This is a genomic window from Faecalibacterium prausnitzii (genome assembly GCF_003287495.1).
GTDB classification, from domain to species: Bacteria; Bacillota; Clostridia; order Oscillospirales; family Ruminococcaceae; genus Faecalibacterium; species Faecalibacterium prausnitzii_I.
Genome location: NZ_PRLE01000002.1, coordinates 379,952 through 406,029, shown reverse-complemented (window position 1 = coordinate 406,029; position 26,078 = coordinate 379,952). Strand labels below are relative to the sequence as shown.

The 26,078-nt window shown below is 58.9% G+C and carries 21 protein-coding genes and 1 riboswitch; of the genes, 2 read left to right on the top strand and 19 right to left on the bottom strand.

All coding sequences use genetic code 11. The features are described 5' to 3' along the window. Positions 1–67 precede the first annotated feature (67 nt). The 14 genes from C4N22_RS05305 to C4N22_RS05240 form a co-directional block, all read right to left on the bottom strand. Positions 68–856 carry a response regulator transcription factor gene (locus C4N22_RS05305; RefSeq protein ID WP_022256717.1) on the bottom strand — a complete coding sequence of 263 codons (789 nt, stop codon included), beginning with the start codon at positions 854–856 and terminating at the stop codon, positions 68–70. Then, the gene (locus tag C4N22_RS05300; RefSeq protein ID WP_112148233.1) at positions 853–2,322 is read right to left on the bottom strand and encodes a sensor histidine kinase; all 1,470 of its coding nucleotides are present in this window, start codon (positions 2,320–2,322) and stop codon (positions 853–855) included. Before C4N22_RS05300 ends, C4N22_RS05305 begins: the two co-directional genes overlap by 4 nt. 159 nt (positions 2,323–2,481) lie before the next feature. Next, entirely contained in the window at positions 2,482–4,047 is a 1,566-nt protein-coding gene (locus C4N22_RS05295; RefSeq protein WP_022256715.1) for an MFS transporter, read from the bottom strand. A 130-nt stretch (positions 4,048–4,177) separates the two neighbouring features. Next, positions 4,178–7,183, bottom strand: a complete 3,006-nt coding sequence (locus C4N22_RS05290) for a glycoside hydrolase family 3 protein (protein ID WP_112148232.1) — start codon at positions 7,181–7,183, stop codon at positions 4,178–4,180. Between the two features lie 78 nt (positions 7,184–7,261). Continuing rightward, positions 7,262–9,184, bottom strand: coding sequence for a glycoside hydrolase family 2 protein (locus C4N22_RS05285; RefSeq protein ID WP_112148231.1), 1,923 nt, complete (start codon positions 9,182–9,184; stop codon positions 7,262–7,264). 343 nt (positions 9,185–9,527) lie between these two features. Further along, positions 9,528–10,817 (bottom strand): GHKL domain-containing protein, encoded by a 1,290-nt coding sequence (locus C4N22_RS05280; RefSeq protein WP_112148230.1) that lies wholly within the window; start codon positions 10,815–10,817, stop codon positions 9,528–9,530. Next, the gene (locus C4N22_RS05275; RefSeq protein WP_112148229.1) at positions 10,814–11,524 is read right to left on the bottom strand and encodes a LytR/AlgR family response regulator transcription factor; all 711 of its coding nucleotides are present in this window, start codon (positions 11,522–11,524) and stop codon (positions 10,814–10,816) included. Before C4N22_RS05275 ends, C4N22_RS05280 begins: the two co-directional genes overlap by 4 nt. A 36-nt stretch (positions 11,525–11,560) precedes the next feature. Continuing rightward, complete coding sequence (locus C4N22_RS05270) at positions 11,561–12,778, bottom strand: M20 metallopeptidase family protein (protein WP_112148228.1); 1,218 nt, start codon at positions 12,776–12,778, stop codon at positions 11,561–11,563. 61 nt (positions 12,779–12,839) lie between these two features. Then, on the bottom strand, positions 12,840–15,680 hold the full coding sequence (gene secA / locus C4N22_RS05265) for a preprotein translocase subunit SecA (protein ID WP_112148227.1): 2,841 nt from the start codon (positions 15,678–15,680) through the stop codon (positions 12,840–12,842). A 245-nt stretch (positions 15,681–15,925) separates the two neighbouring features. Then, positions 15,926–16,579, bottom strand: coding sequence for an HAD family hydrolase (locus C4N22_RS05260; RefSeq protein WP_112115286.1), 654 nt, complete (start codon positions 16,577–16,579; stop codon positions 15,926–15,928). A 22-nt stretch (positions 16,580–16,601) separates the two neighbouring features. Continuing rightward, positions 16,602–17,123 (bottom strand): QueT transporter family protein, encoded by a 522-nt coding sequence (locus tag C4N22_RS05255; RefSeq protein WP_022256707.1) that lies wholly within the window; start codon positions 17,121–17,123, stop codon positions 16,602–16,604. A gap of 6 nt (positions 17,124–17,129) precedes the next feature. Then, positions 17,130–17,232: riboswitch (PreQ1-III riboswitch) on the bottom strand. Between the two features lie 175 nt (positions 17,233–17,407). Then, positions 17,408–18,280 (bottom strand): DegV family protein, encoded by an 873-nt coding sequence (locus C4N22_RS05250; RefSeq protein ID WP_112148226.1) that lies wholly within the window; start codon positions 18,278–18,280, stop codon positions 17,408–17,410. Between the two features lie 7 nt (positions 18,281–18,287). Next, the gene (locus C4N22_RS05245; RefSeq protein WP_112115284.1) at positions 18,288–18,794 is read right to left on the bottom strand and encodes a tRNA (cytidine(34)-2'-O)-methyltransferase; all 507 of its coding nucleotides are present in this window, start codon (positions 18,792–18,794) and stop codon (positions 18,288–18,290) included. Between the two features lie 12 nt (positions 18,795–18,806). Next, the gene (locus tag C4N22_RS05240) at positions 18,807–19,640 is read right to left on the bottom strand and encodes a pyridoxamine kinase (RefSeq protein ID WP_242980951.1); all 834 of its coding nucleotides are present in this window, start codon (positions 19,638–19,640) and stop codon (positions 18,807–18,809) included. Between the two features lie 178 nt (positions 19,641–19,818). Between C4N22_RS05240 and C4N22_RS05235 the strand changes: the two genes are divergently transcribed. Next, complete coding sequence (locus tag C4N22_RS05235) at positions 19,819–20,031, top strand: hypothetical protein (protein WP_022256703.1); 213 nt, start codon at positions 19,819–19,821, stop codon at positions 20,029–20,031. 128 nt (positions 20,032–20,159) lie between these two features. Beyond that, positions 20,160–21,092: a carbohydrate kinase family protein gene (locus C4N22_RS05230; protein ID WP_112148224.1), complete on the top strand. Its 933-nt coding sequence runs from the start codon at positions 20,160–20,162 to the stop codon at positions 21,090–21,092. Between the two features lie 176 nt (positions 21,093–21,268). On the opposite strand, the gene tuf is transcribed toward C4N22_RS05230, so the two are convergent. From tuf to C4N22_RS12725, 5 genes are all read right to left on the bottom strand, one after another. Then, a complete protein-coding gene (tuf, locus tag C4N22_RS05225; RefSeq protein ID WP_112148223.1) occupies positions 21,269–22,474 on the bottom strand; it encodes an elongation factor Tu in 1,206 nt (401 codons plus the stop codon). A 171-nt stretch (positions 22,475–22,645) separates the two neighbouring features. Further along, positions 22,646–24,772, bottom strand: a complete 2,127-nt coding sequence (gene fusA, locus C4N22_RS05220) for an elongation factor G (RefSeq protein ID WP_112148222.1) — start codon at positions 24,770–24,772, stop codon at positions 22,646–22,648. A 24-nt stretch (positions 24,773–24,796) separates the two neighbouring features. Next, positions 24,797–25,267, bottom strand: a complete 471-nt coding sequence (gene rpsG / locus C4N22_RS05215; RefSeq protein WP_005930552.1) for a 30S ribosomal protein S7 — start codon at positions 25,265–25,267, stop codon at positions 24,797–24,799. A 159-nt stretch (positions 25,268–25,426) separates the two neighbouring features. Further along, entirely contained in the window at positions 25,427–25,855 is a 429-nt protein-coding gene (gene rpsL / locus C4N22_RS05210) for a 30S ribosomal protein S12 (RefSeq protein WP_112115279.1), read from the bottom strand. Next, positions 25,842–26,021: a hypothetical protein gene (locus tag C4N22_RS12725; protein WP_146746510.1), complete on the bottom strand. Its 180-nt coding sequence runs from the start codon at positions 26,019–26,021 to the stop codon at positions 25,842–25,844. Before C4N22_RS12725 ends, rpsL begins: the two co-directional genes overlap by 14 nt. Positions 26,022–26,078: the final 57 nt, after the last annotated feature.

Genomic DNA, 26,078 nt, shown 5'->3' with positions numbered 1-26,078 from the left:
AAGAAACTGGCAAAAAAGAACCGGAAGCACGTCCAAATCAGACGTACTTCCGGTTCTTTGCCACACTTTAGTTGTTTAAATTTTCTAGCCGGTATTCCGAGGGGGTCTTGCCGGTGATCCGCTTGAACACCCGGGTAAAATAGTTGGCATCGGCATAGCCGCAGGCGGTGCTCACGTCTTTCAGGCTGAGGCGGGGGTCCAGCACCAGCTGCCGTGCTTTCCCCACCCGGTACTCGTTGAGGTAGGCCGAAAAGTTGACCTTGAAGCACTGCTTGAACCTCTTGCAGAAATAGGCATCCGAGTAGCGCAGGGCTGTTGCCGCGTCCTGCATCGAGATATCCTCCCGGTAGTGGGCTTCAATAAACGAGAGCATCTCCGCCCGGATGATGGAGGTGCGGACATCCTCGTCCTCTTCCTCGGTGTGGAGCGGGGCAGCCGGGGCCGTAGGCTGTGCCCGTGGCGGCAGCGGCGTGCTCCGGGCCGACACCTGCCGGATGGCGTCCTCTACCGCAAACACCAGCTCCTGCTCCTTATAGGGCTTGAGCAGGTAGTCCAGCGCCCGCACCGCAATGGCCTGCTTGGCGTAGGCAAATTTATCATATCCGGTCAGGAAGAGGATGCCGCAGTTCTTGTCCGTCTCCCGGATCTTGCGGGCCACTTCCAGCCCGGTGTAGCCGGGCATCTCAATGTCCAGGATGACCACCTGCGGGGCCTCCCGGGCAAACAGCTCCAGCGCCTCCCGCCCGTTGCGGGCCTCGTACAGGACAATCAGGTCGCCCAGATACTTTTGCAGCGTCTTGCAAAGGACTTTCCGCTCGATCAGCTCATCCTCCGCCACCAGCAGCTTGCACTTCATGCCCGTTCCTCCTCTTCTCCCTGAGGGATCTCAAACCGGATGACGGTGCCATGTCCCGCCCGGCTGAACACCTGCATTTTTCCGGTATCCGGGTAGAGCATGGACACCCGCCGGAAGATATTTCCCAGTCCGATGCTCTTTCCGGTCTGTTCGCTCTGCCGCATTTTTTCGCTCAGAGCGGCAAGTTCCTCTTCCGTCATTCCTTTGCCGTTGTCGGCCACGGTAACGTACAGCATTCTCCCCTGCCGCCAGACCCGCAGCAGGATGCGCCCGCCCTCCTCGCAGGCTTTCAGCCCGTGGGAGAACGCGTTCTCAATGACGGGCTGCAATGTAAACGACGGCAGCCGCACCCGCGCCGGGTCTACCAAGATCTGCTTTTCCACGGTAATGCGTCCATCAAACCGCATCTGCTGGAGGTAGATGTAATCTTCCAGCCCGTCCAGCTCCTCTTCCAGCGTCACCTCCTGCTGCTTGGTGCGCAGGTTGTGCCGGAACAGGTTGCCCAGGCTGACGATCATCTTGTCGGTGGTCTCGGCGTCTTCCAGCCGGGCCATGCAGGAGATCATGTTCAGGGTATTGAAGAGGAAATGCGGGTTCACCTGGCTCTTGAGCATCTCCATTCGGGTGTGATCCAGGTCTTTTTCCAGGGCCAGATTCCGCACTTCCTCCCGGTGGAGGGCGTTCAGGGTAGCCAGATGCTCCTGCATGGCGTGCTTCATCTGGTTGAACGTCCCGGTCAGCCGCCCCACCTCATCCTGGCTGTGGACCGGCAGATCCTGCCCGGAAAAATCGTTGTCCGCGATGCTGCGGGAAGCCCGCGCCAGCGCCAGCAGGGGCCGCACCACGGCCCGGGACAGCAGATCCAGCAGCACCAGCATCAATGCCAGCGCCATAAGGAACAGCCCCAGATACACCCAGGGCAGCTGCTCCAGCTGGTCGGCCTGTGCACTGTAAGCGGCGTTCTCCTGCTCCAATGTGGCCTGCGTCAGCCGGAGGGCGTACTCGGAGAGGTAATCCTGCAATTCCATCACCCGGTACATCTGGTCCACATAGGTCTCCGTCGCCGGGGCCATCTGCAAAAAGGCGTCCCGGTACTTCTGGTAGCCCGCATAGCCCTGCAGCAGGTTCCATGTGCGGGCGTAGCGCTCCTCGCCGATCTTTTCATAATCAAAGGGCAGCTCCGCCAGGCTGGCTTCGGTGATCTCGCAGGCCGTCTGATACTCCTCCGTGTTCTCCTGCGAGGGCTCCCGCACCATCCGGGAGAACGCCTTGGTCTCCGCCGCCAGCGCATCCTGCACGGTGTAACAGGCGCTGTTATCGGCCAGCATCGCGTCAAAGGCGGTGCTGGTCCACCGCCCCACAGCGGTAGCCATCCCGATGGACACCAGCGTCACGGCCAGAATCGCCCCCAGCCAGCCGGTCACTTTCCGCCGCAGCGAAAGTCCCCGCACCCGTTGCTCTGCCATCTTCTCCCCTCCCCGCTGTTTTGTCCGTTTCGCATTTTCTTTAGTATAGTGTTTTTGCGGGCAAAGTGCAAGCTGAACCAAAAAGCACCGCGCCCCTCCCCGTTTCCGGGAAACAGAGCGCGGTGCCTTTCTGGTTTTATGGGATCAAGGGGTCAGCCCTCAGCCGCGGTACTCGGCTGGCAGCTGGTCGAGGGTCTGCCACTTGGTCATGGCGTCCTCCAGCTTCATACCGTTGGCCACGGCGTCGCGGCGGCAGGCGTTGACAGCCTGGATCTCTTTCATCTTCTCGCCGGTCAGGCTGTAGCCTTTCATGGCAATGAGGGTGGCAGCCCATGCCACCATGGGGATGATGCAGAACAGCACGATGACCACCCGGTTCATGCCGGGGGTGTAGGGGTCGTACTGGGTGGGCAGGCTTTCGAGGCCGATGAAGCTGACTGCAACACCCACAACGGTAGCGGACAGGCTGGAGACCAGCTTGTCCACCAGGCTGAACAGGGTGCCCATGATGCCCGGGATGTAGTTGCCGGAGCGGTAGGTCTCGTAGTCGGAGCAGTCGGCCACCATGGGGATGGGCATATCAGCCGTTGCGTAGTAAGCGCCATAGCCGATGCCGAAGAACGCGATGAACAGGATGGTGTACAGATTGATGGACAGGCCGTTCTCGCCCATGATGGACAGGGTGAACGCATCGCTCTTGCCCCAGAGCAGCAGCAACACCAGCACGCCGATGTAGCAGAGGAACGCCACGGAGACATACTTCATCAGGCTGGCTTTCTGGCCCTGCTTCTGGCTGGTGCGGACGGTGAGCAGGAAGAAGGGCACGCTGAACACATAGCCCAGCACCATCATGGGCAGGTAGAGGCCGTCGTAATTGCCCATCATGCAGCCGTACAGCATACAGAGCACGGTGGTGTTGGTGGCGATGGAAAGTGCCAGCTTGCAGCCAGCACCGGCCACCATCAGCCGCTGCATGGGGTTATTGTTCTTGATGATCTGGATATACTCGGAGACTTTGACTTTCTCGGTCTTCTCGCCGCCGATGCCGAAGTACTTGGGCTGATCTTTCTCCCAGATGCCGATAACGGCCAGCAGGGTGAGCAGAATGGAGATGACGATGCCCACAGGAGCCAGGGTACGGAAGAACCCGGCGGAAGCGTAGCCGCCCTCATAGTTCTTGGCCAGGATGGGGGCAAAGAACTGCATGGCACCCATGCCCAGCAGGCTGCCCACCGTGTTGAAGATGGTAAACAGGGGGCGCTGCTTGGGGTCGTTGGTCAACACGGTCTGGCCAGAGCGGGTGCAGCTGGTCTGGAACGTATAGCCGATGACCCAGACCGCGTACAGAGCCACAAACGCCACGTAGCGCAGAGCCATGGCGCTGGCCGGGATGAGGGGGGTCAGGCAGTACAGCGCCAGGATGCTGGCCGCCATGATGAGGTTGCCAATGACCATGAACGGCCGGAACTTGCCGAATTTGCCGTTGGTGCGGTCCATCAGCGCGCCGATGATGGGGTCGGTGATGGCGTCGAACAGGCGCATCCCCGTGACCATGACCGAGGCAAAGAGCATGGAGAGGGCCAGCACCTTGCTGCCGAAAGTAGCGATGTAGGAAAGCACCAGCACATAGTACACGTTGGTCGCGCCGTTGTTCAGCGGAAACAGCACCAGCTGGTAGGTTTTGGCGCGGTTCAGGCCCGGCGCCTTTGCGGTTTGTTCACCCATTTGCGGTGTCTCCTTTTTTCTAAAAAAGCGGCAGCCTGCCCGCCTTTTGTTGGGGGGACAGGCTGCCTTGGGTTTCTTGCGGGGGATCCTTGGGGAAATGAAAAGAAGATGAAAAGAATCTACTTGGAGCTTACTGCTGGTCCGCCGCGGGAGCGGTGTTCACAGCGCTCTTCTTGGCTTTGAGGGCCTTGCTGAGCTGCCATGCGCAGAGCACGGTCAGCACAGCCAGCACAGCGATCAGTGCATAGATCGCTGTCTGCCACCAGGGGGTAACGGTCTTCAGGGTATCGGTGGATGCCCAGCCGTTCATGGCGTTGGAGTTGACGACGGTGTACAGGATGTGATGCATTGCGTTGCGCATCTGGGTCACGATGTAAGCGTCGTTCTCATAGTTCGCAGCCTTGGTGGTGTGGATCTTGGGCATGGGGCTGTCCCAGATATCGGAACCGGCGATCAGGCCGTCCACCAGATCCATGTACTGGCTGGAACCAGAGAAGTCGGTGATGCACATGCCGCGCATCCCCAGCTCCTCACGCAGGAAGCCGGTCAGCAGGTTCTGGTTTGCGCCGCACCAGGTAGCGCCCCAGCGGTTGAAGCCGGTCATGACATCCCACGCGCCGCCATCGGTAATGGCCTTATCGGCCACTTCCAGATAGATCTCACGGGCGGTCTGCTCGTTCAGCCAGGTGTTCACGCCGCGGCGGCTGGTCTCGGAGTCGTTCAGGGCAACGTGCTTCAGGTAGACGTACACGCCCTTGGACTGGATGCCCTGCACCTCGGCAGCGCAGATGGTGCCAGCAATGAACGGATCCTCCGCGTAATACTCGAAGTTACGGCCGGAGTAAGCGGTGCGGTGCATGTTGATGCCGGGGCCGTACAGGCCGGAGTAACCCATGGCCAGGCAGTCCTCGCCAATGCAGCGGCCCACATCGTTGATGAGGTCTACATTGAAAGTAGCAGCCATGACATCCTCAGAGGTGTAGCACATAGCGGACGCACCGCCGGTCAGGGCAGCAGTCAGGCCCTGGGGACCGTTCTCGTCCTTGGTAGCCGTCTTGCCGATGGAGGCGGCAGCGGCCGTGTTGTGGAAGCCCAGGGTGATGGTGTTGACCATCTCGTCATAGGTCAGCTGATCCAGCAGGGTATTCCACTCGGGATCATCAAAGTCCTTGCCGATCATGGAAGCCAGGGTCAGACCGTTCTTGGCACCCAGAGTGGGCATCTCGACGCTGTCGGCCAGGCTGCCGTCGTACTGGGTGAATGCCAGGTCCGCAGCCAGAGTCTCGTTGGCAGTGAGCTGTGCGGGAGCGGTGGGGATGGTGCCGGTCCAGTCAGAGCGGCTCATCCAGGTCACGGAGCCGGGAGCGTCGCTGCTCTTGTTGGGGTCGGACTCATCAAACAGGTTGGTGATGGCAGTGCCGTTGGCGCTGACAGCGTAAGTGGTGGTATCCAGAGCAGGGTTGTTCCAGGTGTAAACCAGAGAAGCATCGCCATCGGCGGTCATGCGGCCGTTGGTGTTTTCCACGGTGTAGCCCTTGGCAGCCAGGATGTTGTTCAGGGCGTTGTGGGAGTCGGTGCCCACGGTGAAGTAGTAGTCGCCAGCGTCCACGATGTAGGTCTTGGCCTTGTTGGCATCGTAGGTGCGCAGCTCGCTCTTCTTGACGGTGATGTTCACGGTCTCAGAAGCGCCGGGAGCCAGAACATCGGTCTTTGCGAAGCCAGCCAGCTCGACTGCAGCCTTTTCAATGCCGTTGGCCTTGTCGTAATCGGTGTAGGGAGACTGGAAGTAGACCTGCACGGTCTCCTTGCCGGAATAGGTCTTGCCGGAGTTGGTCACGGTCAGGCTGATGTCAAAGGCATCGTCAGACTCGGTGACATTGAAGTTGCTGTAGGTGAAATCGGTGTAGCTGTCGCCGTAGCCGAACGGATAAGCAACCGTCTTGGCCCAGTCATAGTCGCCCGCGTTCGCAGTGCCCATGACCACATCCTCGTAACGGGTCTCAAAGTAACGGTAGCCCAGGTAGATGCCCTCCTGGTAGACGCTGTACATGCCCTGCACGTCGGCACCTTCGGTCAGCAGGTTGTACTCTGCCGCGTTGGGGTAAGCCTGGGTGTAGAAGTTGTACATGGCGGGGTTTGCCATGTTGTCGTACAGGTAGGTATCAACCAGAGAGCCGGAGGGGGTCACCGCGCCGGACAGCAGCTGTGCCACACCGTTGATGCCGGTCTGGCCCACGTCGCCGATCCACATGGCAGCGTCGATGCCGTAATCCTCACCGCAGATCTCGGGGTTGAGGAAGTCCAGCTCGATGGCGTTGGAACTGTTGAGCAGGACGATGATGGACTTAAAGGTGCCGTTGTCTTTCAGAGCCTTGAGGTTCTGCAGCAGCTCCAGCTCCTCCGCGGAGAGAGCCAGATAGTTGCCGTCGCCCTCCTGGCCGGAGATCCAGCTGTCGTTGGTGCCATTCTCACCGCTGGGCAGGTCAGCACCCTCGCCGCCGGAACGGGAGAGGACCACGATGGCGGCATCGCCGTACTCGGCAAAGCTGCTCTCAGCGCTGGACAGAGCGCTCCAGGGAGCCTCGTTGACCGCATACTGGGTGTTCGCCTCCAGGGTATCGGAGATGGAAGCAGGGGTCATGCGGCTGTACTTGCTCATCATGGAGTCAGAGCTGTACAGGTTCCACAGGGTCTCGTTGACGGAGATGCCCTGGGACTCCAGAGCCTGCTTGAAGTTGGGAGCCTTGCTGGTATCGACAGAGCCGGAACCGGTACCGCCGTACATCAGGTCCACGGAACCGTGGCCGAACAGGCTGACCTTGGCGCCCTGTGCCAGAGGCAGGGCAGCGTTCTGGTTCTTCAGCAGGGCTGCGCCCTCGGCCTCGACCTGAGCGCACAGCTCAGCCTCATAAGCCTCACGCTCCTCATCGGAAGCAAAGCCTTTTTTGAAATACTCGGTATCCTCGGTGTTGCTGCTGTCGTGAATGATCTGATAGGTCGATGCATTCAGAGCAACGTTGATGGTGGTGGCGTACTGGTTTGCAATGATATTGCCAACGATGGCCGCGATCGTCAGGACCGCGGTGATGGCAGTCAGAGCAGACCATAAACCCACCTTGGATTTCTTGTTCTTCATGGGTTCTCCTCCTTTTTATTTATACAATAGCCGGCTTTGTGGGAAAGGCGGCGCTTGCCTTGGGGAATCCGCCCGGGCTTACACCCAGTTGGCGCTCTTGGACTTGGTCTTGATCAGCTTGTAGCCGGGGTTGGGGGTATCCACCTTACGGAACGATGCCGTGTCGATGCACTCCCCTGCCACAGCCTGCAGCTTGACCTCGCCGTTCAGCGGCACTTTGAACGTGAAAACATGCTCGCCGGTCTGCTCCGCGATCTTCTGGCCGTCCGCAAACAGGGCAACGGTCTTCTGGTTGGAGTAGACCTTGACTTCGATCTCGCTGGCGGTGCGGTCCGTAAACCGCTTGGAGCAGATGTGGACGAACGCCTCATCGCTCCACCATGCCTTATAGAGGTAGAAGCTGTCTTTCTTGGTCTTCCGGTCAAACGTGACCAGACCTTTATGGTTCATGCCCGGCTCGCCGCCCTGGTCACGGGCGTCGGCTGCAAAATCGAACATGTTCCAGACGTGGGTGGACCACATCCAGGGGTGACGGTCGAAGCAGCGGAGCATGTACTCGTGGTATTTTGCCTGATACTCCTCGGTGTGGTCGCCCCGGCGGGGGTGCTCACTGTGGAGGTTGGGCATTCCCTCCGCGCCGTACTCCGAGAAGCCCAGCGCCCGGTTGGGATACACCAGATGGAAGAAGTTGAGCCATAGGTCGTTGAGGAACAGCCCCGGCACATACCAGCCCAGGTAGAGGTTCCAGCTCACCAGATCGGTGATGTGGGCCACCGGGTTGAACGGGCCGCACATGGCGTAGCAGGCCAGCGTGGTCAGGCGGGTGGGGTCCATCTTGTGGCACAGGTCGTTGAGCATGTGGTGGTTGTCCAGCATGTCGGCCTTATCCTTGGTGGAAATGGTGATCTCATTGGAGACGCCCCAACAGACGATGCAGGGATGGTTGTAGTTCTGGTAGATCAGCTCTTCCATCTGGTCGATGGTGTTCTGGCGGCCATTGGGCAGGTGCTCGGAGATATAGGGGATCTCAGCCCAGACCACCATGCCGTACTCATCGCACAGGTCGTAGAAGTACTGGTCGTGCTGGTAATGGGCCAGCCGGATGGTGTTGGCACCCAGCTCCCGGATGAGAGTCATATCCTCATCGTGCATCTCCCGGCTGATGGCATTGCCCAGACCCTTGCGGTCCTGATGGCGGGAGACGCCGTGGAGCGGGTAAGAGCGGCCATTGAGGAAGAAGCCTTTCTTGGGGTCTACCCGGAAGCTCCGGACGCCCATGCGGGTGGAAACGGTGTCCACCACTTCCCCGCCCTGCTCGAGCTCCACCACGCAGGTGTAGAGGTAGGGGTCTTTCACGCCGTCCCACAGGTGGGGGTGTGCCAGCGTCATGGTGACGTCTTTGCCCTCGGCGGCGGCCACGGTGTTGCCCTCGGCGTCATTCAGGGTGACGCGGACGGTGCCCTCGCCCTCGAGGCGGGTCTCCACCCGGATGTCGGCGGTGTGATCCTTGCACAGAGTGGGCGTCACTTTCACGCCGGTGTCGCCGTAATGGCCCAGTGCAATGTGATCTTTATGGACCACCAGCAGGCTCACGTCACGGTAGATGCCGCCGTAGAACGTGAAGTCGGCTTTCTGGGGGTAAACGTGGTCGTTGACACTGTTGTCCACCTCCACGGTCAGGATGTTCTCCTCTCGCAGCAGGGTGGTGATGTTGGCGCGGAACGTGGAATAGCCGCCGTCGTGCACACAGACCTCGGTGTCGTTCAAGACGACTTTTGCGCTGGCGTTCACGCCCTCGAACTGGAGCCACACCTGCTGGCTGACCTCCTCAAAGGCCGGAGCCGCAAAACGGGTGCGGTAGACGCAGGTGCCCCGCCAGTAATCGTTGCCGCCGTCCTGGCCGTCGATGGCGTTCCAGGTGTGGGGCAGGTCCACGGCAGTGGTGTTCCCCTCCGGGCCGATGAACTGCCAGTTTTTCATCAGTCGGACAATTTTGCGCATAAGCCGTCTCCTTAAACTTGGTCGTATTTTCACGGGATTCATTCCGTTCGTTTTCGTTCGTCAGTATTTTATCAAAGCAAATATTTTTTGCAAGATGGTTGCGAAAAGTGGTCGTTTTGAGAGGATATTCGGTTTTTCGCTTCCAAATCCAAAGCAAAATCATTGTGCAACTTTCACAATCAGTTGTATCCAACAAACGTTGCGAATCGCCAGAGGCTCTCCCTTTGGGAGAGCTGGCGCGCAAGCGCCTGAGAGGGCAAGGACGCTTCCAAACAATAAAAATACAGCGATACGCATTCTCTTTGTCAGAGTCCGCATATCGCTGTGTTTTCATTATTTTGTTTTACTCTCCCTGCTTCAGCGGGAAAATGATCTTGATGGCAAAAAAGCCGTTCTGCGTTTCCGTGGTCAGGGTGCCGCTGTATTTCTGCACGATGCGGCGGAGCACTTTCAGCTCGTAGGCCTCGGTACGGGTCGCGGCAGCCTCCGGCTCCCGAGCCGGGCTGATGACGTTGATGACGATAAAGCTCTGCCGCACGCAGACCAGCAGGTCGATGTTCCGCCGGGCCGGGTCGGGCGTCCGCACGGCTCCCTCTATGGCGTAGTCCAGCGCGTTGGCAAACAGGGCGTACAGGTCGCCGGGCTCAAAGCCCTGCAGGCAGCTGCCGTTGGCCACTGCATTGAGCTGCACCCGCCGGGACTGGCAGAGCAGGGTCTTCTCGGTGAGCACCACGTCCAGCACCTCGTTGCCGGAGTTCGCCCCGGCGTCGTAGAGGCGGGCGGCGTTCTCCGCCTCCTCCAGCGTCTCCCGCGGCACCGCGTCCGGGGCCAGCTTGCGCAGGGCCGCGATCTGCACCCGCAGCTCGTGGCAGCGCTTGTTGATGATGTTCACGTTCTGCCGCGCCACCTGATACTGCTGGCGCTGCCGCTCGTAGAGCAGATTCAGTGTTTCCATCTCCTTTTGGAGGTCGGATTTTTTGAACAGTTCCGTCTGCAGATAGAGCAGCGTCAAAAAGTAAAGCTGCCCGATGAGGGTGGTGCCCACAACACTCATGGGCCAGTCCAGCGCCTGGGCACTGCTTAAAAGCGCCGCCTGCAGCATGAACATAATCCCCATAAAAAACGCGCTGGCCAGCTGCCGGGGCCCGATGTGGTACACGCCTTTGTCCGGGATCTTCCGGGCCAGTGTCCCGCAGATGACTCCATAGAACACCACACCCGTCAGCACCTGCAGCAGCTTGACCGGGACACTGTTTATATTCAGCGGATGGCTTTTCACCGCGCAGAGCAGCTCAAAGAGGTTCCAGCCCTCGTAAGCCGTCTGGGCCGTCAGCAGGCTCCACACCGCGCAGTAGAGGGCACTCTTTTTGTCGATCTCCACACAGGCATAGATCATGGCACCCAGCAGGATAAAAAAGCCGATGTACATTCCCAGCAGGGAGACCTGCAGCTGCACCAGCGAGTTGCTCTGGGCCATGGGGTCCAGCAGCCAGGTCAGGGCCATCAGGGACAGCAGCAGCTCCACGGCCCGGAGCCAGAACCGTTCCCGGTGCTTGAGCGGGTAGCAGAACGCCAGCGCCGCGCCCCACCGCAGCACCGCCCGAAAAAACACATGCCTGCCGACAACGATCACAGCACACCTCCCAGATAGGAGGCCACCGCCGTCATAAAGGCGGCTTTCTGGCGACGGCTGATCTCCAGGCGGGCGTCCCCCACCTGCACAAAATCATTTTCCACGCCCCGGACGTACTGCAAGTTGACCAGATAGCACTGGTTGCACCGGGCAAAGTGGTAGGCAGCCAACTGCTTTTCAGCCCCGGCCAGGCTCCCCCGCACCGCGTACTCCTGGGTGGCGGTGTGGTAGTAGAGCATCCGGTTGCGGGTCTCCAGATACAGGATATCGCCGGTGTCCAGCAACTGCATCCCGCCGCCCGAAAGCTGCAGGGCCACCTGCCCACCCTTGCGGCGCTGCACCCGCTGGATGGCCCGGGAGAGCTTGGTGCAGAACGCCCCATAGCTGACCGGCTTGAGCACATAATCCAGCGCGTCCACCTCGTACCCCTTGATGGCGTACTGGGCCATGTTGGTCACGAACACCAGCACCACATCCGGGTCCACCGCACGGATGCGCTCCGCCGCCCCGAAGCCGCCCAGCCGGGGCATTTCCACATCCAGAAAAATGATGTCATACCCGGGCTGGTACCCCTCAGCAATGATGGCCCCGTCCGCAAAGGGTTCCACTTCCGCCTGCAGGCCCTGCTCCCCGGCGTACTGCCGGATGAACTGGCACAGGCTCTCCCGCACCTCGGTCTGGTCTTCCACCACCGCGATCTTCAGCACGGCTGCTCCTCCTTTTCACACTTCCTGTTTTTCGGCTTACCGGTGTCCCTCCAGCCAGCGCAGCGCAAAGTAGCTGTACGCCGCGCTGCCCTCCCAGAGGACGCTGTCATCAAACCGGACTTTGGGGTGGTGCTGGCCGTAGCGGTAGCCCCGCTCCGGGCTGCCGCAGGCCAAAAACATGCTCACCGTGGGCACCTCATGGCTCACGAATGCAAAGTCCTCACTGCCGCCGCCAGGTTTTCCACCCGTGAGCGGGGCCATATCCATGGCACCCTTCCCCAGCAGGTCGGTCATATAGGTCATGGCATCCTGTGCCAGGGCCTTGTCCACCATCATGCAGGGGCAGTAGTCCGAGAACTCCACCTCCGCTGTGCAGCGGAACGTCTTTGCCACGCCCTCGGAAATCTCCGTCATCCGCTGCCGGATGAACGCCCCGGTCTTGTTGTCGGGGTCGGTGGTGCGGATGGTGCCCCACATCTCGGCGGTGTCCGGGATGACATTGGAAGCAGCTCCCGCCGCAAACCGCCCGGTGGTCAGCACGCCAAAATCATTCTGGGAGAGTTCCCGGGCGTTGATCTCCTGCAATGCAATGTGGATATGGGCCGCGGCCGTAATGGGGTCGATGCAGTTTTCCGGCATGGAACCATGGCCGCCTTTGCCGTGCACCACAATGTGGTATTGCTCACAGCTTGCCATGGTGATGCCGCCGCCCGGCACCAGCACCTCGCCCAGAGGCAGAGGCATCCCGGCCAGCACATGGAACATGACCGCCGCGTCCACTTTCGGGTTTTCCAGCAGGCCGTTGGAGATCATATCCGGGGAGCCCTGGAAAATCTCTTCGGCCGGCTGGAATTCCAGCTTGACGGTGCCTTCGATCTCCTCCTCGTGCTCTTTCAGCAGCTTTGCCGCACCCAGCATCATGGCCGTGTGCATATCGTGGCCGCAGCCGTGCATCTTGCCCGGCACCTCGGAGGCAAACACCTCTCCGGACTCCTCAAAGATGGGCAGGGCGTCCATATCGCCCCGGAGCAGGATGGTCTTGCCCGGGCGCTTTCCCCCGGCCAGCGCGAGGACACCCGCCCTGCCGCAGTCCTGCGGCGCATAACCCATCTCGGTCAGGGCCTGCTTGACCAGCGCCTTGGTCTTGGGCAGGTCAAAGCCCACCTCCGGGTTGCGGTGGATCGTCCGCCGCCATTTCTGCAGCTGAGGCTGCAGGGTCTTGGCTTCCTCCAGCAATTCATTCGGCTTCATCATCCAAACATCGCTCCTTTGCAAAACGCCCTCTCAGGCAGCTGAGAGGGCGGATGATCTTATGTTACTCCTGCGTGTTACCCGCTCCGTCCGGATGGTACTGTGCGCAGGTGCACTTTTTCCATTTGAGGCCGCTGCCGCAGGGGCAGGGGTCGTTCCGGCCGATCTTGATGACCCGCACCGGCTGGCCCTTGGGGGCACCCTTGGCACCGGGAGCACCGTTGCCGGGCACAAAGCCCTCTCCGGTAGGCTTGGCCACCTGCTCCCGCTTGGGAGCGGCACCGGCTTTCCGCACCTCGATGGTCAGCAGCATCTTGATGCTGGACTCCCGGATGGAATCCACCATCTGGTCAAACATATCAAAGCCCTCGATGCGGTACTCGACCACGGGGTCTTTCTGGCCGTAGCCGCGCAGCGCAATGCCCTGCCGCAGCTGATCCATATTATCAATATGGTCCATCCACTGGCGGTCTACACACTTGAGCAGGCAGATACGCTCCAGCTCCCGCATGAGGGGGGCACCGTAGCGCTGCTCTTTATCGTTGAGGACATCCATGCCGCGGTCATACAGCAGATCGGCGATGCCCTCGCGGCTCAGGCTGTCATAATCCTCCACCGTGTAATGGAAGTCGGCATCGGTGGTCAGCCAGCCCTGATAGTGACGGCGGAGAGCACCAAAGTCCCACTCATCCTTGACATCGCCCGCCAGGAACTGGGCGCAGGAAGAGTCGATGTTCTCCCGCAGCATCTTGTGCATCTCGGCGGAGATGTCTTCGCCGTCCAGCACTTTGTGGCGCTGGCCGTAGATGATCTCGCGTTGCTGATTCATGACGTCGTCGTACTTCAGCACGTTCTTTCGGATCTCAAAGTTGCGGCCCTCCAGCTTCTTCTGGGCACTTTCGAGGGTGTTGGTGATCATTCGGTTCTCGATGGGGGTGTCCTCGTCGATCTTGAGGGTATCCATCAAGCCCGCCACACGGTCGCCGCCAAACAGGCGCATCAGGTCATCTTCCAGGCTCAGGTAGAACCGGGAAGCACCGGGGTCGCCCTGACGGCCGGCACGGCCGCGCAGCTGGTTATCGATGCGGCGGCTCTCGTGCCGCTCGGTGCCGATGATGAACAGGCCGCCTGCCTTGCGCACCTCGTCGGCCTCGGCCTCAATGGCGGGCTTGTACTGCGCGTACAGCTCCTCAAACCGCTTGCGGGCTGCCAGAATATTCTCGTCGGTGGTTTCCCCGTGGCCGTCGGATTCGGTCAGCAGCAGCTCCACGGCGCTGGGGTCGGCGTCCTCAGGCTTTTCGGGGTTGAGCAGATTCTCACAGAAGTGCTCCTTGCGCATCTGGGCCTTGGCCATGAACTCGGCGTTGCCGCCCAGCATGATATCGGTACCACGGCCTGCCATGTTGGTGGCGATGGTGATGGCACCCTTTTTGCCGGCCTGCGCCACGATCTCCGCTTCACGCTCGTGGTTCTTGGCGTTCAGGACGTTGAAATCCCGGGTGTAGCGCTGGAGCATCTTGGCCAGCGTCTCGCTCTTCTCCACGCTGACGGTACCCACCAGCACCGGCTGGCCATTCTTATGGCACTCCATCACCTGCTCAATGACCGCCTTGTACTTGCCGTTGACGGTCTTGTACACGGCGTCCGGGTAATCCTTGCGGATGTTGGGGCGGTTGGTGGGCACGGTGACGATGTTCAGGCCGTAAATCTCGGTGAACTCGGTGGCCTCGGTCTTGGCCGTACCGGTCATACCGGCCAGCTTCTTGTACATGCGGAAGTAATTCTGGAACGTGATGGTGGCCAGCGTCTTGCTCTCGGCGGCGATCTTGACGCCCTCCTTGGCCTCAATGGCCTGGTGCAGGCCCTCGTTGTACCGGCGGCCGATCATCAGACGGCCCGTGAACTCATCGACGATGATGACCTCGCCGTCCTTGACCACATAGTCGATATCCCGCTGCATGACGCCGTAAGCCTTGATGGCCTGGTCGATGTGGTGGGCCAGGGTCATGTTCTCGGCGGCGGCCAGGTTCTCGATCTTGAAATACTCCTCGGCCTTTTTGATGCCCTTGGCCGTCAGGGTGCAGGTCTTGTGCTTTTCGTCCACGACGTAATCGCCATCGGCCTGCTCATCGGTCTCCACCTTGTCTTCCAGCTCCACCACCACGCTCTTGCGCAGGGTGCGGACAAAGCGGTCCACCTGGGTGTACAGGCTGGAGGAGTCCTCGCCCCGGCCGGAAATGATCAGCGGCGTGCGGGCCTCATCAATGAGGATGGAGTCCACCTCATCGACGATGGCATACACATGGCCGCGCTGCACCATGTTGTCCTTGTAGGTCACCATGTTGTCGCGCAGGTAGTCAAAACCAAACTCGTTGTTGGTGCCGTAGGTGATATCGGCATTGTAAGCACGGCGGCGGGCATCGCCGTCCAGCCCCTGCACGATGAGGCCCACGGTCAGGCCCAGCCAGCGGTAGAGCTTGCCCATCCACTCGCTGTCGCGCTTGGCCAGGTAATCGTTGACGGTAACGATATGCACACCCTCGCCGGTCAGAGCGTTCAGGTAGGCGGGCAGGGTTGCCACCAGCGTTTTGCCTTCACCGGTCTGCATCTCAGCGATGTCGCCCCGGTGCAGGGCGATGCCTCCCGTGACCTGCACGGGGAAATGCTTCATGCCCAGCACACGCCAAGCAGCCTCACGGCAGACGGCAAAAGCATCCGGCAGGATCTCATCCAGCGTGGAGCCAGCAGCCAGTTTTTCTTTCAAGGCCGGGGTCTGGGCCTGCAGCTCAGGATCGGACATGGCCTGATACTTGGGCTCCAGTGCCAGCACCTGCTTGGTCAGGGGGTTGATCTTTTTCAGCTCTCGGTCCGAGAAGCTGCCAAAGAGTTTTTCAGCAAGGGACATTGATCACACCTCGTCTATCAAAAATCCGGGCAGAAGCCTGCCCGCGCGGAAAACTAACATACAGATATATGATACACCAAACCCGCAGAGCCGTCAAATCCAACTCCCCTGTTTTTCCGGTGTTTTGAATGAACTTTCTGTAAAATCATTCCCATCGGCGTCTCTTTGCCGCATCTTTTCCAAAACAAAACAGCGCCCGTACTCTTTGCAAAGCGCGGACGCTGTCGGTTTTTGTCTTCTGTTTTTTAAAGGGTTTCCAGCACCCCGGGCAGCTGGCTTATGTCGTCGATGACATGGGCGCACACGGCCTCCAGCCGGGCGCGGGACTGATGCCCGCTGGTGCAGAGGACGCATTTTGTCCCCATGGCAGCCGCCACCTCGGCATCGTGGGTGGTATCCCCCACCATCACGCAGGCGGCAGGGTCCACCCCGCTGTTCCGGAGCCAGTCTTTGCCCACCTGCACCTTACTCACGCCGTAAATGTCCTGAAGACCGAGCAACTCGGTAAAATAGTCCTCAAGACCCCGCGCGCGTACCTGCTCGATCAGGTAATCGCGGCGGGAGGCGGAAAGCACAGCCTGCTGCCAGCCCCGGCGCTGGAGCTCTGCCAGCGTGGCGGCGGCGTTTGCCATGGCAGGGCAATGCCGCTCGACTCCGGCGTTATAGTGCTCCATAAACCGGGCAGCCAGCTCCGGGTAGGGGTGCCGGGCAAAATCAAACCCGGCGCGGAGGTAATATTCCTCAATGGGGAAACCAAAGATCTCCCGGTATTCGGCAAGGTCATACCGCTGGGGGTAGCCGTGCGTTTCCAGCATCCAGTTCAGGCACCCGTGGGTGAAATCCACATCGTCCAGCAGGGTCCCGTTCCAGTCCCAGAAGATGATTCCGTTTGGCTGCATGGCTTCCTCCTTTTGTGAGGGCTTACTCAAAAATCTTTTTCAGGGCGGTGTTGGATTCAATGATCTTCACCAGCAGCACACCCAGCACGGTACAGCTGATGAGCTCGCCGATGCCCACCGAGATGCCGTTGGACACGCAGGCCAGCCAGAGCGGAGCCGAGGAGCCCGGCTCCGGGAAGAGCACCGCGATCTCAATGCCGATGATGACGGCATTGAACGCCACCGGAGGCAGCGAGGCCGGGATTGCCAGCCCGCCGATGCGGACATTGCGCAGCTTGTAGGTCACCACGCAGGCCAGCAGCGTTGCCAGCGTGCCAAGGATGACATCCACGATGGTGGAGCCCAGCAGGTTTGCCAGGAAGCAGCCCAGCACCACACCTGCAATATACTCCGCGCCAAACACGGGCAGCAGGCAGAGAGCCTCGGCCACACGCACCTGCACGGCACCGTAAGAGAGCGGCTGCAGCGCCATGCAGAGCACAACGTACAGGGCTGCCACCACCGCGCAGCGGGCCAGTTTGCGGACGGAAACATTATTTTTCATATACTACTCCGGCGGAATGAATTTTGACCGCGCAGGGACCGCCAGTTCCTGCGGGTTTGGCCCGGCGTGGTTCGAGACACACCGGGGAGCCTAAAATCCTAAGTTGCTCTTTGGAGCTGTGCCCCAGGCACAGCAGAGAGAATTATAGCATAAAAATGATGAGAATGCAACAAAAAGCCCTCTCCGCTTCGCTTTGCTCCGCACCTCTCCCAAAGGGAGAGGCAAGACCTGGCTCCCTCTTTGGGGGAGCTGTCGAGCATTTGCGAGACGGAGAGGGCGTATTTTTAGTCTCTTGCGTGGCCCACATACACCAGCGCCAGGGTATCGGGGCCGGTGTTGGCAGAAACGACGCCGCCCAGCGTAAAGGTGATAAGCGGGTCTTTGCCAAAGGCTTTCTTGCAGGCCTTTTCCAGCTCTGCCGCCTGCGGGATGTTGGTGTGACCGATCATATAATCAAAGTCTTCCACATCCCCAGCACGCTTCTTGCACAGCTCGATCATCGCAGGCACCACTTTGTCGTCGCCGCGCACTTTTCCTTCCACCTTGGTCTTGCCGTCGATGAGGGTGATGATGGGCCGGATGCCCATAAGCTCGCCCATGACAGCGGCGGCGGCGGAAATGCGTCCGCTCTTCTTCATCTGCTTGAGGCTGTAGGGTCCCAGGATGATCTCCATCCGGTTCATCCTGTCCTCAAACTCGTGGATGACCATGGGGATCTCCGCGCCGTTGCGCAGCTTGCGGGCCATCTCACACAGATACCAGCCAAACACCATGGAGTAGGTGTGGGGGTCGATGAGGTGGATCTTCAGGTGGTGCTCCGGGCGCTCTTCCCGCAGCATTCCCTGTGCCATCACAGCGTTGTTGTAGGTGGAGGAGCCAGACTTGTTGATGGGCACATGGATGACATCCGTGTAGCCCTCGTCCACATACTTGCAATACTGCTCACAGAACTGGATGGGGGTGATGGCCGCCGTGGAGGGGATGCCCTTGGCAGCGCGCATCTTGTCATAAAATTCAATGTTGGTACAGCTCTCCCGCTCCACATAGTCCACATCGTCCAGCAGAATGTGGAAGCCCATAATGTCAATGCCGTACTTCTCGGCCAGCTCCTGCGGGATATCGCAGGAGGAATCGGTCAAAATTGCAATTTTGCTCATAGTTTCCTCATTTCCATTCATAGTCGCGCAGGTGGCCATGGTCCAGCAGCTCCGGGAAATCCCACTGACGCAGGGCTTCATACACGCCCACCGCCACACTGTTGGAAAGGTTCAGGCTGCGGCAGGTGTCCCGCATGGGCATCCGGACGCAGTGCTCCTGATTGGCCGCCAGCAAAGCCTCCGGCAGGCCCGCGTCCTCCCGCCCGAAGACGAGATACGCCCCGTCCGGGTAGGCCACATCGGTGTAGCGCTGAGGCGCTTTGGTGGTAAAGTAGTAAAACGGGCCCTCGTTCTTGGCAAAAAAATCCTCCAATCCATCATAGTAATGGATGTCGAGGTAGTGCCAGTAATCCAGCCCGGCGTGCTTGAGCTTTTTGTCATCAATGGCAAAGCCCATAGGCCCCACCAGATGCAGCCGGCAGGCCGTGCAGGCACAGGTGCGGGCCACATTGCCGGTGTTCTGGGGGATGCGGGGCTCTACCAGAACGATATTCAGCGTCGGTTTATGTTCCATTGGCTTGCCTCCTTAAAACTCCCGCAGCGGGCACAGGCGGGGCAGCAACGGCTCAAACCAGACGCCGAAGCGGGTATCCTGGTCGGCGGGCGTCTTCTGGATGGCCAGGGAGACGAACTCCGCCGCGTTGTCCGCCGCCGCGCTCATGACATTGCCCTGAATGAGCGAGCCGATGAGCACTGCCCCGTACAGATCTCCCGTGCCGGGGAAGCTCCGCTCAATGTGCAGCTTTTTGATGACAAAACGGTCCCGGCCCGCACCCGCGCAGCCGATGTACTTTCCCATGGCCACCCCGGTAACGATGGCATCCGGGGCCAGCGTGGTCAGCTCGTCGGCCAAAGCCTGGGCCCCAGCCTCGTCGAAATTCTCCGGGAGCGTTTCTTTCCGGAGCAGCAGCCCGGCTTCTGTCACGTTGGGCAGAATCAGGTCTGCCCGCTGGCAGAGGGTCCGCATCCGGTCGATGAATTCCGGGGTCACGGTGGAGTAGGCCTTGCCGTTATCCCCCATCACCGGGTCCACCACTTTCTTGGCCGCAGGCCACAGGTCAAAGGCTTTTTCCGCAATCGCCGTCTGCGCCTCGCCGCCGAGGTATCCGGTATAAATACAGTCAAATTCCAGTCCCAGCTCCCGGTAATGCTCCAGCGCGGCCATGCCGTAATCACAGCCGTCCAGCCGGGCCGGGGTGCCAAACCCGCCCGTATGGGTCGAGAGCACCACGGTGGGCAGCGCCACAGGCTGCACGCCCATGACCGACAGCACCGGCAGGATGACTGCCAGGCTGCACCGCCCCACCCCCGAAAGGTCGTGGATGCAGAGAACTTTCTTCGGTTCCGTCAATTTCAGCAAAAAAGAAGCCTCCTTCGCAGAATGCGCTGCCCGGCACGGTGCACACACCAAGCCGATTTTATCAGCGTATGATACAGTATACCACATTTTCCTGCGCAAAAAAAGCGCATAGTGGATTCTTTGGCGGAAATACTAGGAACATCGCCTGAAAAATTTGTGAACAGAGAGGAGAGTCCCCATGAAAAACACATCTCATTCCAGCCCCACCGGCTCCCTGCTGGTGGGCATGGCTGCCGGAGCCGCACTGGGCGCCGTGGGCACCATGGCCGCCACCCAGAACCAGCGGCAGGTCAAGCGCACCGCCCGCAAACTGGCCAAAGGTGCCGAGCACGCGATCTGCCAGCTGGATAAAATGGTAGATAACTTTGTGGAGCAGCATATGGACAGCTAAATTCTGATTCCCACCGCACGCGGGGCCTTTGGGCTCCGCGTGCTTTTTGCTGCCCTTTGCTCTTGACCCCGCCCTGCAAACCCGATACAATAAAGATAATCTGAATCGGAACAGGAAAGGAAAACACTATGGGAATCGTTGTAATTGGCGCGGTGTTTGTGGACATCAAGGGCTATCCCCTCTCCACCTATATCCCGGGCGGACGAAATGCCGGCCGGGTAGAGCAAGTGCACGGCGGTGTGAGCCGCAACGTGGCGGAAGACATTGCCAATGTGGAGCTGCGGCCCACGTTCGTCAGTCTGGTAGACGACACCGGCATCGGCCAGGATGTCATCAACAAGCTGAAGGCCCACAAGGTCAACACGAAGTACATCCGGACGGTACCGGATGGTATGGGCACCTGGCTGGCTGTCTTTGACAACGACGGCGACGTCTGCGCCGCCATCTCCAAGCGGCCGGACACCAGCCCCCTCACCCGCCTGCTGGAAGAAAAGGGCGATGAGATCTTCAAGGACTGTGACAGCATTGCGCTGGAGCTGGATCTCGAAAAAGATACCGTCAAGCAGGTGCTCCGCTTTGCCAAAAAGTACAATAAAAAAGTTTTTGCGGCAGTCTCCAACATGAGCATTGCCATGGAGCGCCGGGATTTCCTGCAGCAGATCGACTGCTTCGTCTGCAACCAGCAGGAAGCCGGGCTCCTCTTCTCGGACGATTACGACCACCTGAGCCCCACTCAGATGCGGGAAGTTCTGGCCGCCAATGTCCACAGTGCCAATATCCCCTGCATGGTGGTCACCATGGGTGGTCAGGGCGCTGTCTACGCCAGCCACAACGGTGAGAGTGGTATTATCCCCGCCAAAAAGGTAGACGTCATTGACACCACCGGCGCAGGCGATTCGTTCTTTGCCGGCACGGTCATTGGCCTGACCTACGGCAAAAATCCGGCCCAGTCCTGTGAGATCGGCAGCCGTCTGGCTGCCTCGGTCATCTGCACCTCGGACAATGTCTGTCCCCGCTTCCGCCCTCTGGAATTCGGGCTGGATATTCCTGTTGTGGACTGAATCCATCTCCCATAAAGTAAAAAAGAGTGCTGACAGCTCGTTTGAAAGCCGTGCAGCACTCTTTATTTTTGCAGTAAATCCCCCGGGGACGCAAAAAGAGCCTTCCCACTCTCCGGAATGGGAAGACTCTTTGTAAGTTTAACCTTTTGCCTTAGAACAGGCGCACAGGGTCAAAATCACTCAATGATCTTTCCGACGACGCCAGAACCAACGGTACGGCCACCCTCACGGATAGCGAAACGCAGGCCCTCTTCCATAGCAACGGGGGTCAGCAGCTCAACGTGCATCATGACGTTATCGCCAGGCATGCACATCTCGGTGCCTTCCGGCAGGGTGATGATGCCGGTCACGTCGGTGGTACGGAAGTAGAACTGAGGACGATAGTTGGAGAAGAACGGGGTGTGACGGCCGCCCTCGTCCTTGGTCAGGACGTAGACCTGAGCCTCAAAGACCTTGTGGGGGTGCACAGTGCCGGGCTTAGCCAGAACCTGGCCACGCTCGATCTGGGTACGATCAACACCACGCAGCAGAGCGCCGATGTTATCGCCAGCCTCAGCGAAGTCCAGAGACTTACGGAACATCTCCAGGCCGGTGATGGTGGTGGTCAGACGATCGGGCTTGATGCCGACGATCTCCATAGCATCGCCAACCTTGGCAACACCACGCTCAACACGACCGGTAGCAACGGTACCACGGCCAGAAATGGTCATGACATCCTCGATGGGCATCAGGAAGGGCTTGTCCTCCTCACGATCCGGGTTGGGGATGTAGGAGTCAACAGCGTCCATCAGCTCTTTGATGCAAGCATACTCGGGTGCATCAGGATCCTTGGAGGTGGACTCCAGAGCCTTCAGAGCGGAACCACGGATGATCGGGGTATCGTCGCCGGGGAAGTCATACTCGCTCAGCAGCTCACGGATCTCCATCTCGACCAGATCCAGCAGCTCCTCGTCGTCGACCATATCGCACTTGTTCATGAACACGACGATATAAGGCACGCCGACCTGACGAGCCAGCAGGATGTGCTCACGGGTCTGGGGCATGGGACCATCGGTAGCAGCAACGACCAGGATAGCGCCGTCCATCTGAGCAGCACCGGTGATCATGTTCTTAACGTAGTCAGCATGGCCCGGGCAGTCAACGTGAGCGTAGTGACGAGCGTCGGTCTGATACTCAACGTGAGCGGAGTTGATCGTGATACCACGAGCGCGCTCCTCGGGAGCCTTATCGATGTTGGCATAATCCATGAAGTCTGCGTCGCCCTTCAGTGCCAGATACTTGGTGATAGCGGCGGTCAGAGTGGTCTTGCCGTGGTCAACGTGACCGATGGTGCCGATGTTAACATGCGGCTTAGAACGGTCGAACTTTGCCTTTTCAGCCATTGGAATATCCTCCCTTAATTAGGTTTTGATATTGGTTACAACAGTCCTGCACATACAGAATTGCATTGCAAAACTATTCTACTAAATTTGCCCTGTAAAATCAAGTGCTTTTACAGGAAATTTTGCCGGAGTTACACTACCCCGGCAAAATCATTATCCGTTTTTCAACGATCAGCCCTTGGTGCGGCCAGCAATGATCTGGTCGGCAATGTTCTTGGGCACCGGCTCGTAGTGAGACGGCTCCATGACATACTGGCCACGGCCCTGAGTCTTGGAACGCAGGTCGGTGGCATAGCCGAACATCTGAGCCAGAGGAACGAACGCGTTGACACGCTGGGTGCCAGCCATTGCCTCCATGCCCTGGATCTGACCACGGCGAGCATTCAGGTCGCCGATCACATCGCCCAGATACTCGTCGGGAACGATGACAGCAACTTTCATGATAGGCTCGGTGATGATGGGATCCGCCTTGCGCATAGCATCCTTGAATGCCATAGAACCCGCAATGGAGAACGCCATCTCAGAGGAGTCGACCTCATGATAAGAACCATCCCACAGGGTGACCTTGACGTCAACGACAGGATAGCCTGCCAGAACGCCGGACTTCATAGCACCCTGGATACCGTTGTCGATAGCCGGGATGTATTCCTTCGGGATCGCGCCGCCAACGATGGCATTGACGAACTCGTAACCCTTACCGGGCTCGTTGGGCTCGATCTTGATCTTGACGTGACCGTACTGGCCCTTACCACCGGACTGACGTGCGTACTTGGTCTCCTGGTTGGCCTCTTTGCGGATGGTCTCACGGTAAGCAACCTGGGGTGCACCCACGTTTGCTTCAACCTTGAACTCACGCAGCAGACGGTCAACAATGATCTCCAGGTGCAGCTCGCCCATACCAGCAATGATGGTCTGGCCGGTCTCTTCATCGGTGTAGGTCTTAAAGGTGGGGTCCTCTTCGGCCAGCTTTGCCAGCGCAATGCCCATTTTCTCGTTGCCGGCCTTGGTCTTAGGCTCAATGGCAACGCGGATAACGGGCTCGGGGAACTTCATGGACTCCAGAATGATGGGATGATTCTCATCACACAGAGTATCACCAGTGGTGGTGTTCTTCAGACCGACAACGGCAGCGATATCACCTGCGTAGCAGCAGTCGATATCCTTGCGGTGGTTGGAGTGCATCTGCAGGATGCGGCCCATACGCTCCTTGGTGTCCTTCACGGAGTTGTAGACAGTAGTACCTGCCTCAACCTTGCCGGAGTAAACACGGAAGTATGCCAGCTTACCAACGAACGGGTCGGTAGCGATCTTAAAGGCCAGAGCGGCAAACGGAGCGTCGTCGGAAGACGGACGGGTCTCCTGCTCTTCGGTCTCAGGATTCACACCCTTGATGTCCTCGACATCAGTAGGTGCGGGCATATAATCCACGATGGCGTCCAGCAGCTTCTGGACACCACGGTTCTTGTAGGAAGAACCGCAGGTAACGGGGACCAGAGTGTTGGCGATGGTCTCCTTGCGGATAGCGGCCTTCAGCTCAGCCTTGGTGATCTCCTCGCCCTCGAGATACTTCTCCATCAGCTCTTCGTCGTTCTCAGCAACAGCCTCGATCAGGATGTTGCGATACTCCTCAGCCTGCTCGACCATATCCTCGGGAATGGGCTCACAGCGCATGTCGTTGCCCATGTCGTCGTAGTAGACCTCAGCGTTCATGTCAACCAGGTCAACGATACCACGGAAAGTATCCTCCTGGCCGATAGGCAGCTGAATTGCAACGCCGTTGGCGTGCAGACGATCATGCAGCATCTTGATGCAGCGGAAGAAGTCGGCACCCATGGTATCCATCTTGTTGACGTACACCATACGGGGAACCTTGTATTCGTCAGCCTGACGCCAAACGGTCTCAGACTGCGGCTCGACACCACCCTTAGCGGCCAGAACGGTCACAGAACCGTCCAGAACGCGCAGGGAGCGCTGGACCTCAACAGTGAAGTCCACGTGGCCCGGGGTGTCGATGATGTTGATGCGGTGACGGTTCTTCTTAAATGCAACGGGGTCCTTCTGGGTCTCAGAATGGCTCCAGTAGCAAGTGGTGGCTGCGGAGGTGATGGTAATACCACGCTCCTGCTCCTGGACCATCCAGTCCATGGTAGCGCCGCCGTCGTGAACTTCGCCGATCTTGTGGTTGATGCCGGTGTAGTACAGAATACGCTCGGTAGTCGTCGTCTTACCAGCATCAATATGGGCCATAATGCCGATATTTCTCGTCATCTGAAGAGAAACTTCTCTGGGAGTAGCCATGAAATTAACCTCCTACAGAACAGATCAATAACGGAAATGAGCGAAAGCCTTGTTGGCCTCGGCCATCTTGTGGGTATCCTCGCGCTTCTTCACGGCGTTACCAGTGTTGTTGGCAGCATCCATGATCTCAGCAGCCAGACGCTGTGCCATGGTCTTCTCACCACGGCTGCGGCTGTAAGCAGTCAGCCAGCGCAGGCCCAGGGTCTCGCGGCGGGCGGGGCTCACTTCCAGAGGAACCTGGTAGTTCGCGCCACCAACGCGGCGGGTCTTGCACTCGAGGCTGGGCATGATGTTCTCCATCGCCTTCTCGAAAGTCTCCAGAGGATCGTTGCCGGTCTTCTCCTGAATCATGGAGAAAGCTTCATAAACGATCTTCTGAGCGACGCCCTTCTTGCCATCCAGCATCACGCTGTTGACCAGACGAGTGACCATCTTGGAATTGTAAATAGGATCAGCTAAGACATCGCGCTTAGCAATGTTACCTCTTCTAGGCATCTTTCTTCCCTCCTTCACAGAATGATATCATCGGTACTCGAAAGTAATAAAACTCCCGTTGTGTCACAAAGAGCTGACCTTACATAAACTGTTGCCCATCTGCATTGCAGACTTGTTATTTATATAATGGAAAGCCGTTTATGGCGGTTCGTTCCTTAATTACTTCTTCGCAGCACCGGCCTTAGGACGCTTCGCGCCGTACTTGGAGCGGGCCTGGTTACGGCCTGCCACACCCTGGGTATCCAGGGTACCACGGATGATGTGGTAACGCACACCGGGCAGGTCCTTAACACGGCCGCCACGGATCAGCACGACGGAGTGCTCCTGCAGGTTATGGCCGATACCGGGAATGTAAGAGGTGACCTCAATACCATTCGTGAGGCGAACACGGGCAACCTTACGCAGAGCAGAGTTAGGCTTCTTCGGGGTCATGGTACGGACAGCGGTGCAGACACCACGCTTCTGGGGGCTATTCAGATCAGAATACTGTTTCTTCTGAGAATTGTAGCTCTTCAGCAGTGCAGGAGCAGTGCTCTTGGTCTCCAGGACCTGACGGCCTTTGCGTACAAGCTGGTTAAAAGTAGGCATTTTGTTTCTCCTTTCTTAATAATGCACATCGGGCTTGTCCCGACTTTTTTGTCACACTATCCCCGTAGGGACGCGCAACAGTTATATAATACTCGCTTTGATTCGGAATGTCAACAGTTTTTCCAAGATTTTTTTGTTTTATTCGCCGAATTTTCTTTTCATCCATTCGGCTCCCCTAACAGGGGAGCTGACCGCGCCAAAGCGCGGCCTGAGCGGTTTGTTT

Excerpts from the sequence above, each read along its gene's own strand:
- C4N22_RS05305 (WP_022256717.1), bottom strand. The coding sequence starts at position 856 with ATGAAGTGCAAGCTGCTGGTGGCGGAGGATGAGCTGATCGAGCGGAAA.
- C4N22_RS05300 (WP_112148233.1), bottom strand. The coding sequence starts at position 2,322 with ATGGCAGAGCAACGGGTGCGGGGACTTTCGCTGCGGCGGAAAGTGACC.
- C4N22_RS05295 (WP_022256715.1), bottom strand. The coding sequence starts at position 4,047 with ATGGGTGAACAAACCGCAAAGGCGCCGGGCCTGAACCGCGCCAAAACC.
- C4N22_RS05290 (WP_112148232.1), bottom strand. The coding sequence starts at position 7,183 with ATGAAGAACAAGAAATCCAAGGTGGGTTTATGGTCTGCTCTGACTGCC.
- C4N22_RS05285 (WP_112148231.1), bottom strand. The coding sequence starts at position 9,184 with ATGCGCAAAATTGTCCGACTGATGAAAAACTGGCAGTTCATCGGCCCG.
- C4N22_RS05270 (WP_112148228.1), bottom strand. The coding sequence starts at position 12,778 with ATGATGAAGCCGAATGAATTGCTGGAGGAAGCCAAGACCCTGCAGCCT.
- secA (WP_112148227.1), bottom strand. The coding sequence starts at position 15,680 with ATGTCCCTTGCTGAAAAACTCTTTGGCAGCTTCTCGGACCGAGAGCTG.
- C4N22_RS05260 (WP_112115286.1), bottom strand. The coding sequence starts at position 16,579 with ATGCAGCCAAACGGAATCATCTTCTGGGACTGGAACGGGACCCTGCTG.
- C4N22_RS05255 (WP_022256707.1), bottom strand. The coding sequence starts at position 17,123 with ATGAAAAATAATGTTTCCGTCCGCAAACTGGCCCGCTGCGCGGTGGTG.
- C4N22_RS05250 (WP_112148226.1), bottom strand. The coding sequence starts at position 18,280 with ATGAGCAAAATTGCAATTTTGACCGATTCCTCCTGCGATATCCCGCAG.
- C4N22_RS05245 (WP_112115284.1), bottom strand. The coding sequence starts at position 18,794 with ATGGAACATAAACCGACGCTGAATATCGTTCTGGTAGAGCCCCGCATC.
- C4N22_RS05235 (WP_022256703.1), top strand. The coding sequence starts at position 19,819 with ATGAAAAACACATCTCATTCCAGCCCCACCGGCTCCCTGCTGGTGGGC.
- C4N22_RS05230 (WP_112148224.1), top strand. The coding sequence starts at position 20,160 with ATGGGAATCGTTGTAATTGGCGCGGTGTTTGTGGACATCAAGGGCTAT.
- tuf (WP_112148223.1), bottom strand. The coding sequence starts at position 22,474 with ATGGCTGAAAAGGCAAAGTTCGACCGTTCTAAGCCGCATGTTAACATC.
- fusA (WP_112148222.1), bottom strand. The coding sequence starts at position 24,772 with ATGGCTACTCCCAGAGAAGTTTCTCTTCAGATGACGAGAAATATCGGC.
- rpsG (WP_005930552.1), bottom strand. The coding sequence starts at position 25,267 with ATGCCTAGAAGAGGTAACATTGCTAAGCGCGATGTCTTAGCTGATCCT.
- rpsL (WP_112115279.1), bottom strand. The coding sequence starts at position 25,855 with ATGCCTACTTTTAACCAGCTTGTACGCAAAGGCCGTCAGGTCCTGGAG.
- C4N22_RS12725 (WP_146746510.1), bottom strand. The coding sequence starts at position 26,021 with ATGGATGAAAAGAAAATTCGGCGAATAAAACAAAAAAATCTTGGAAAA.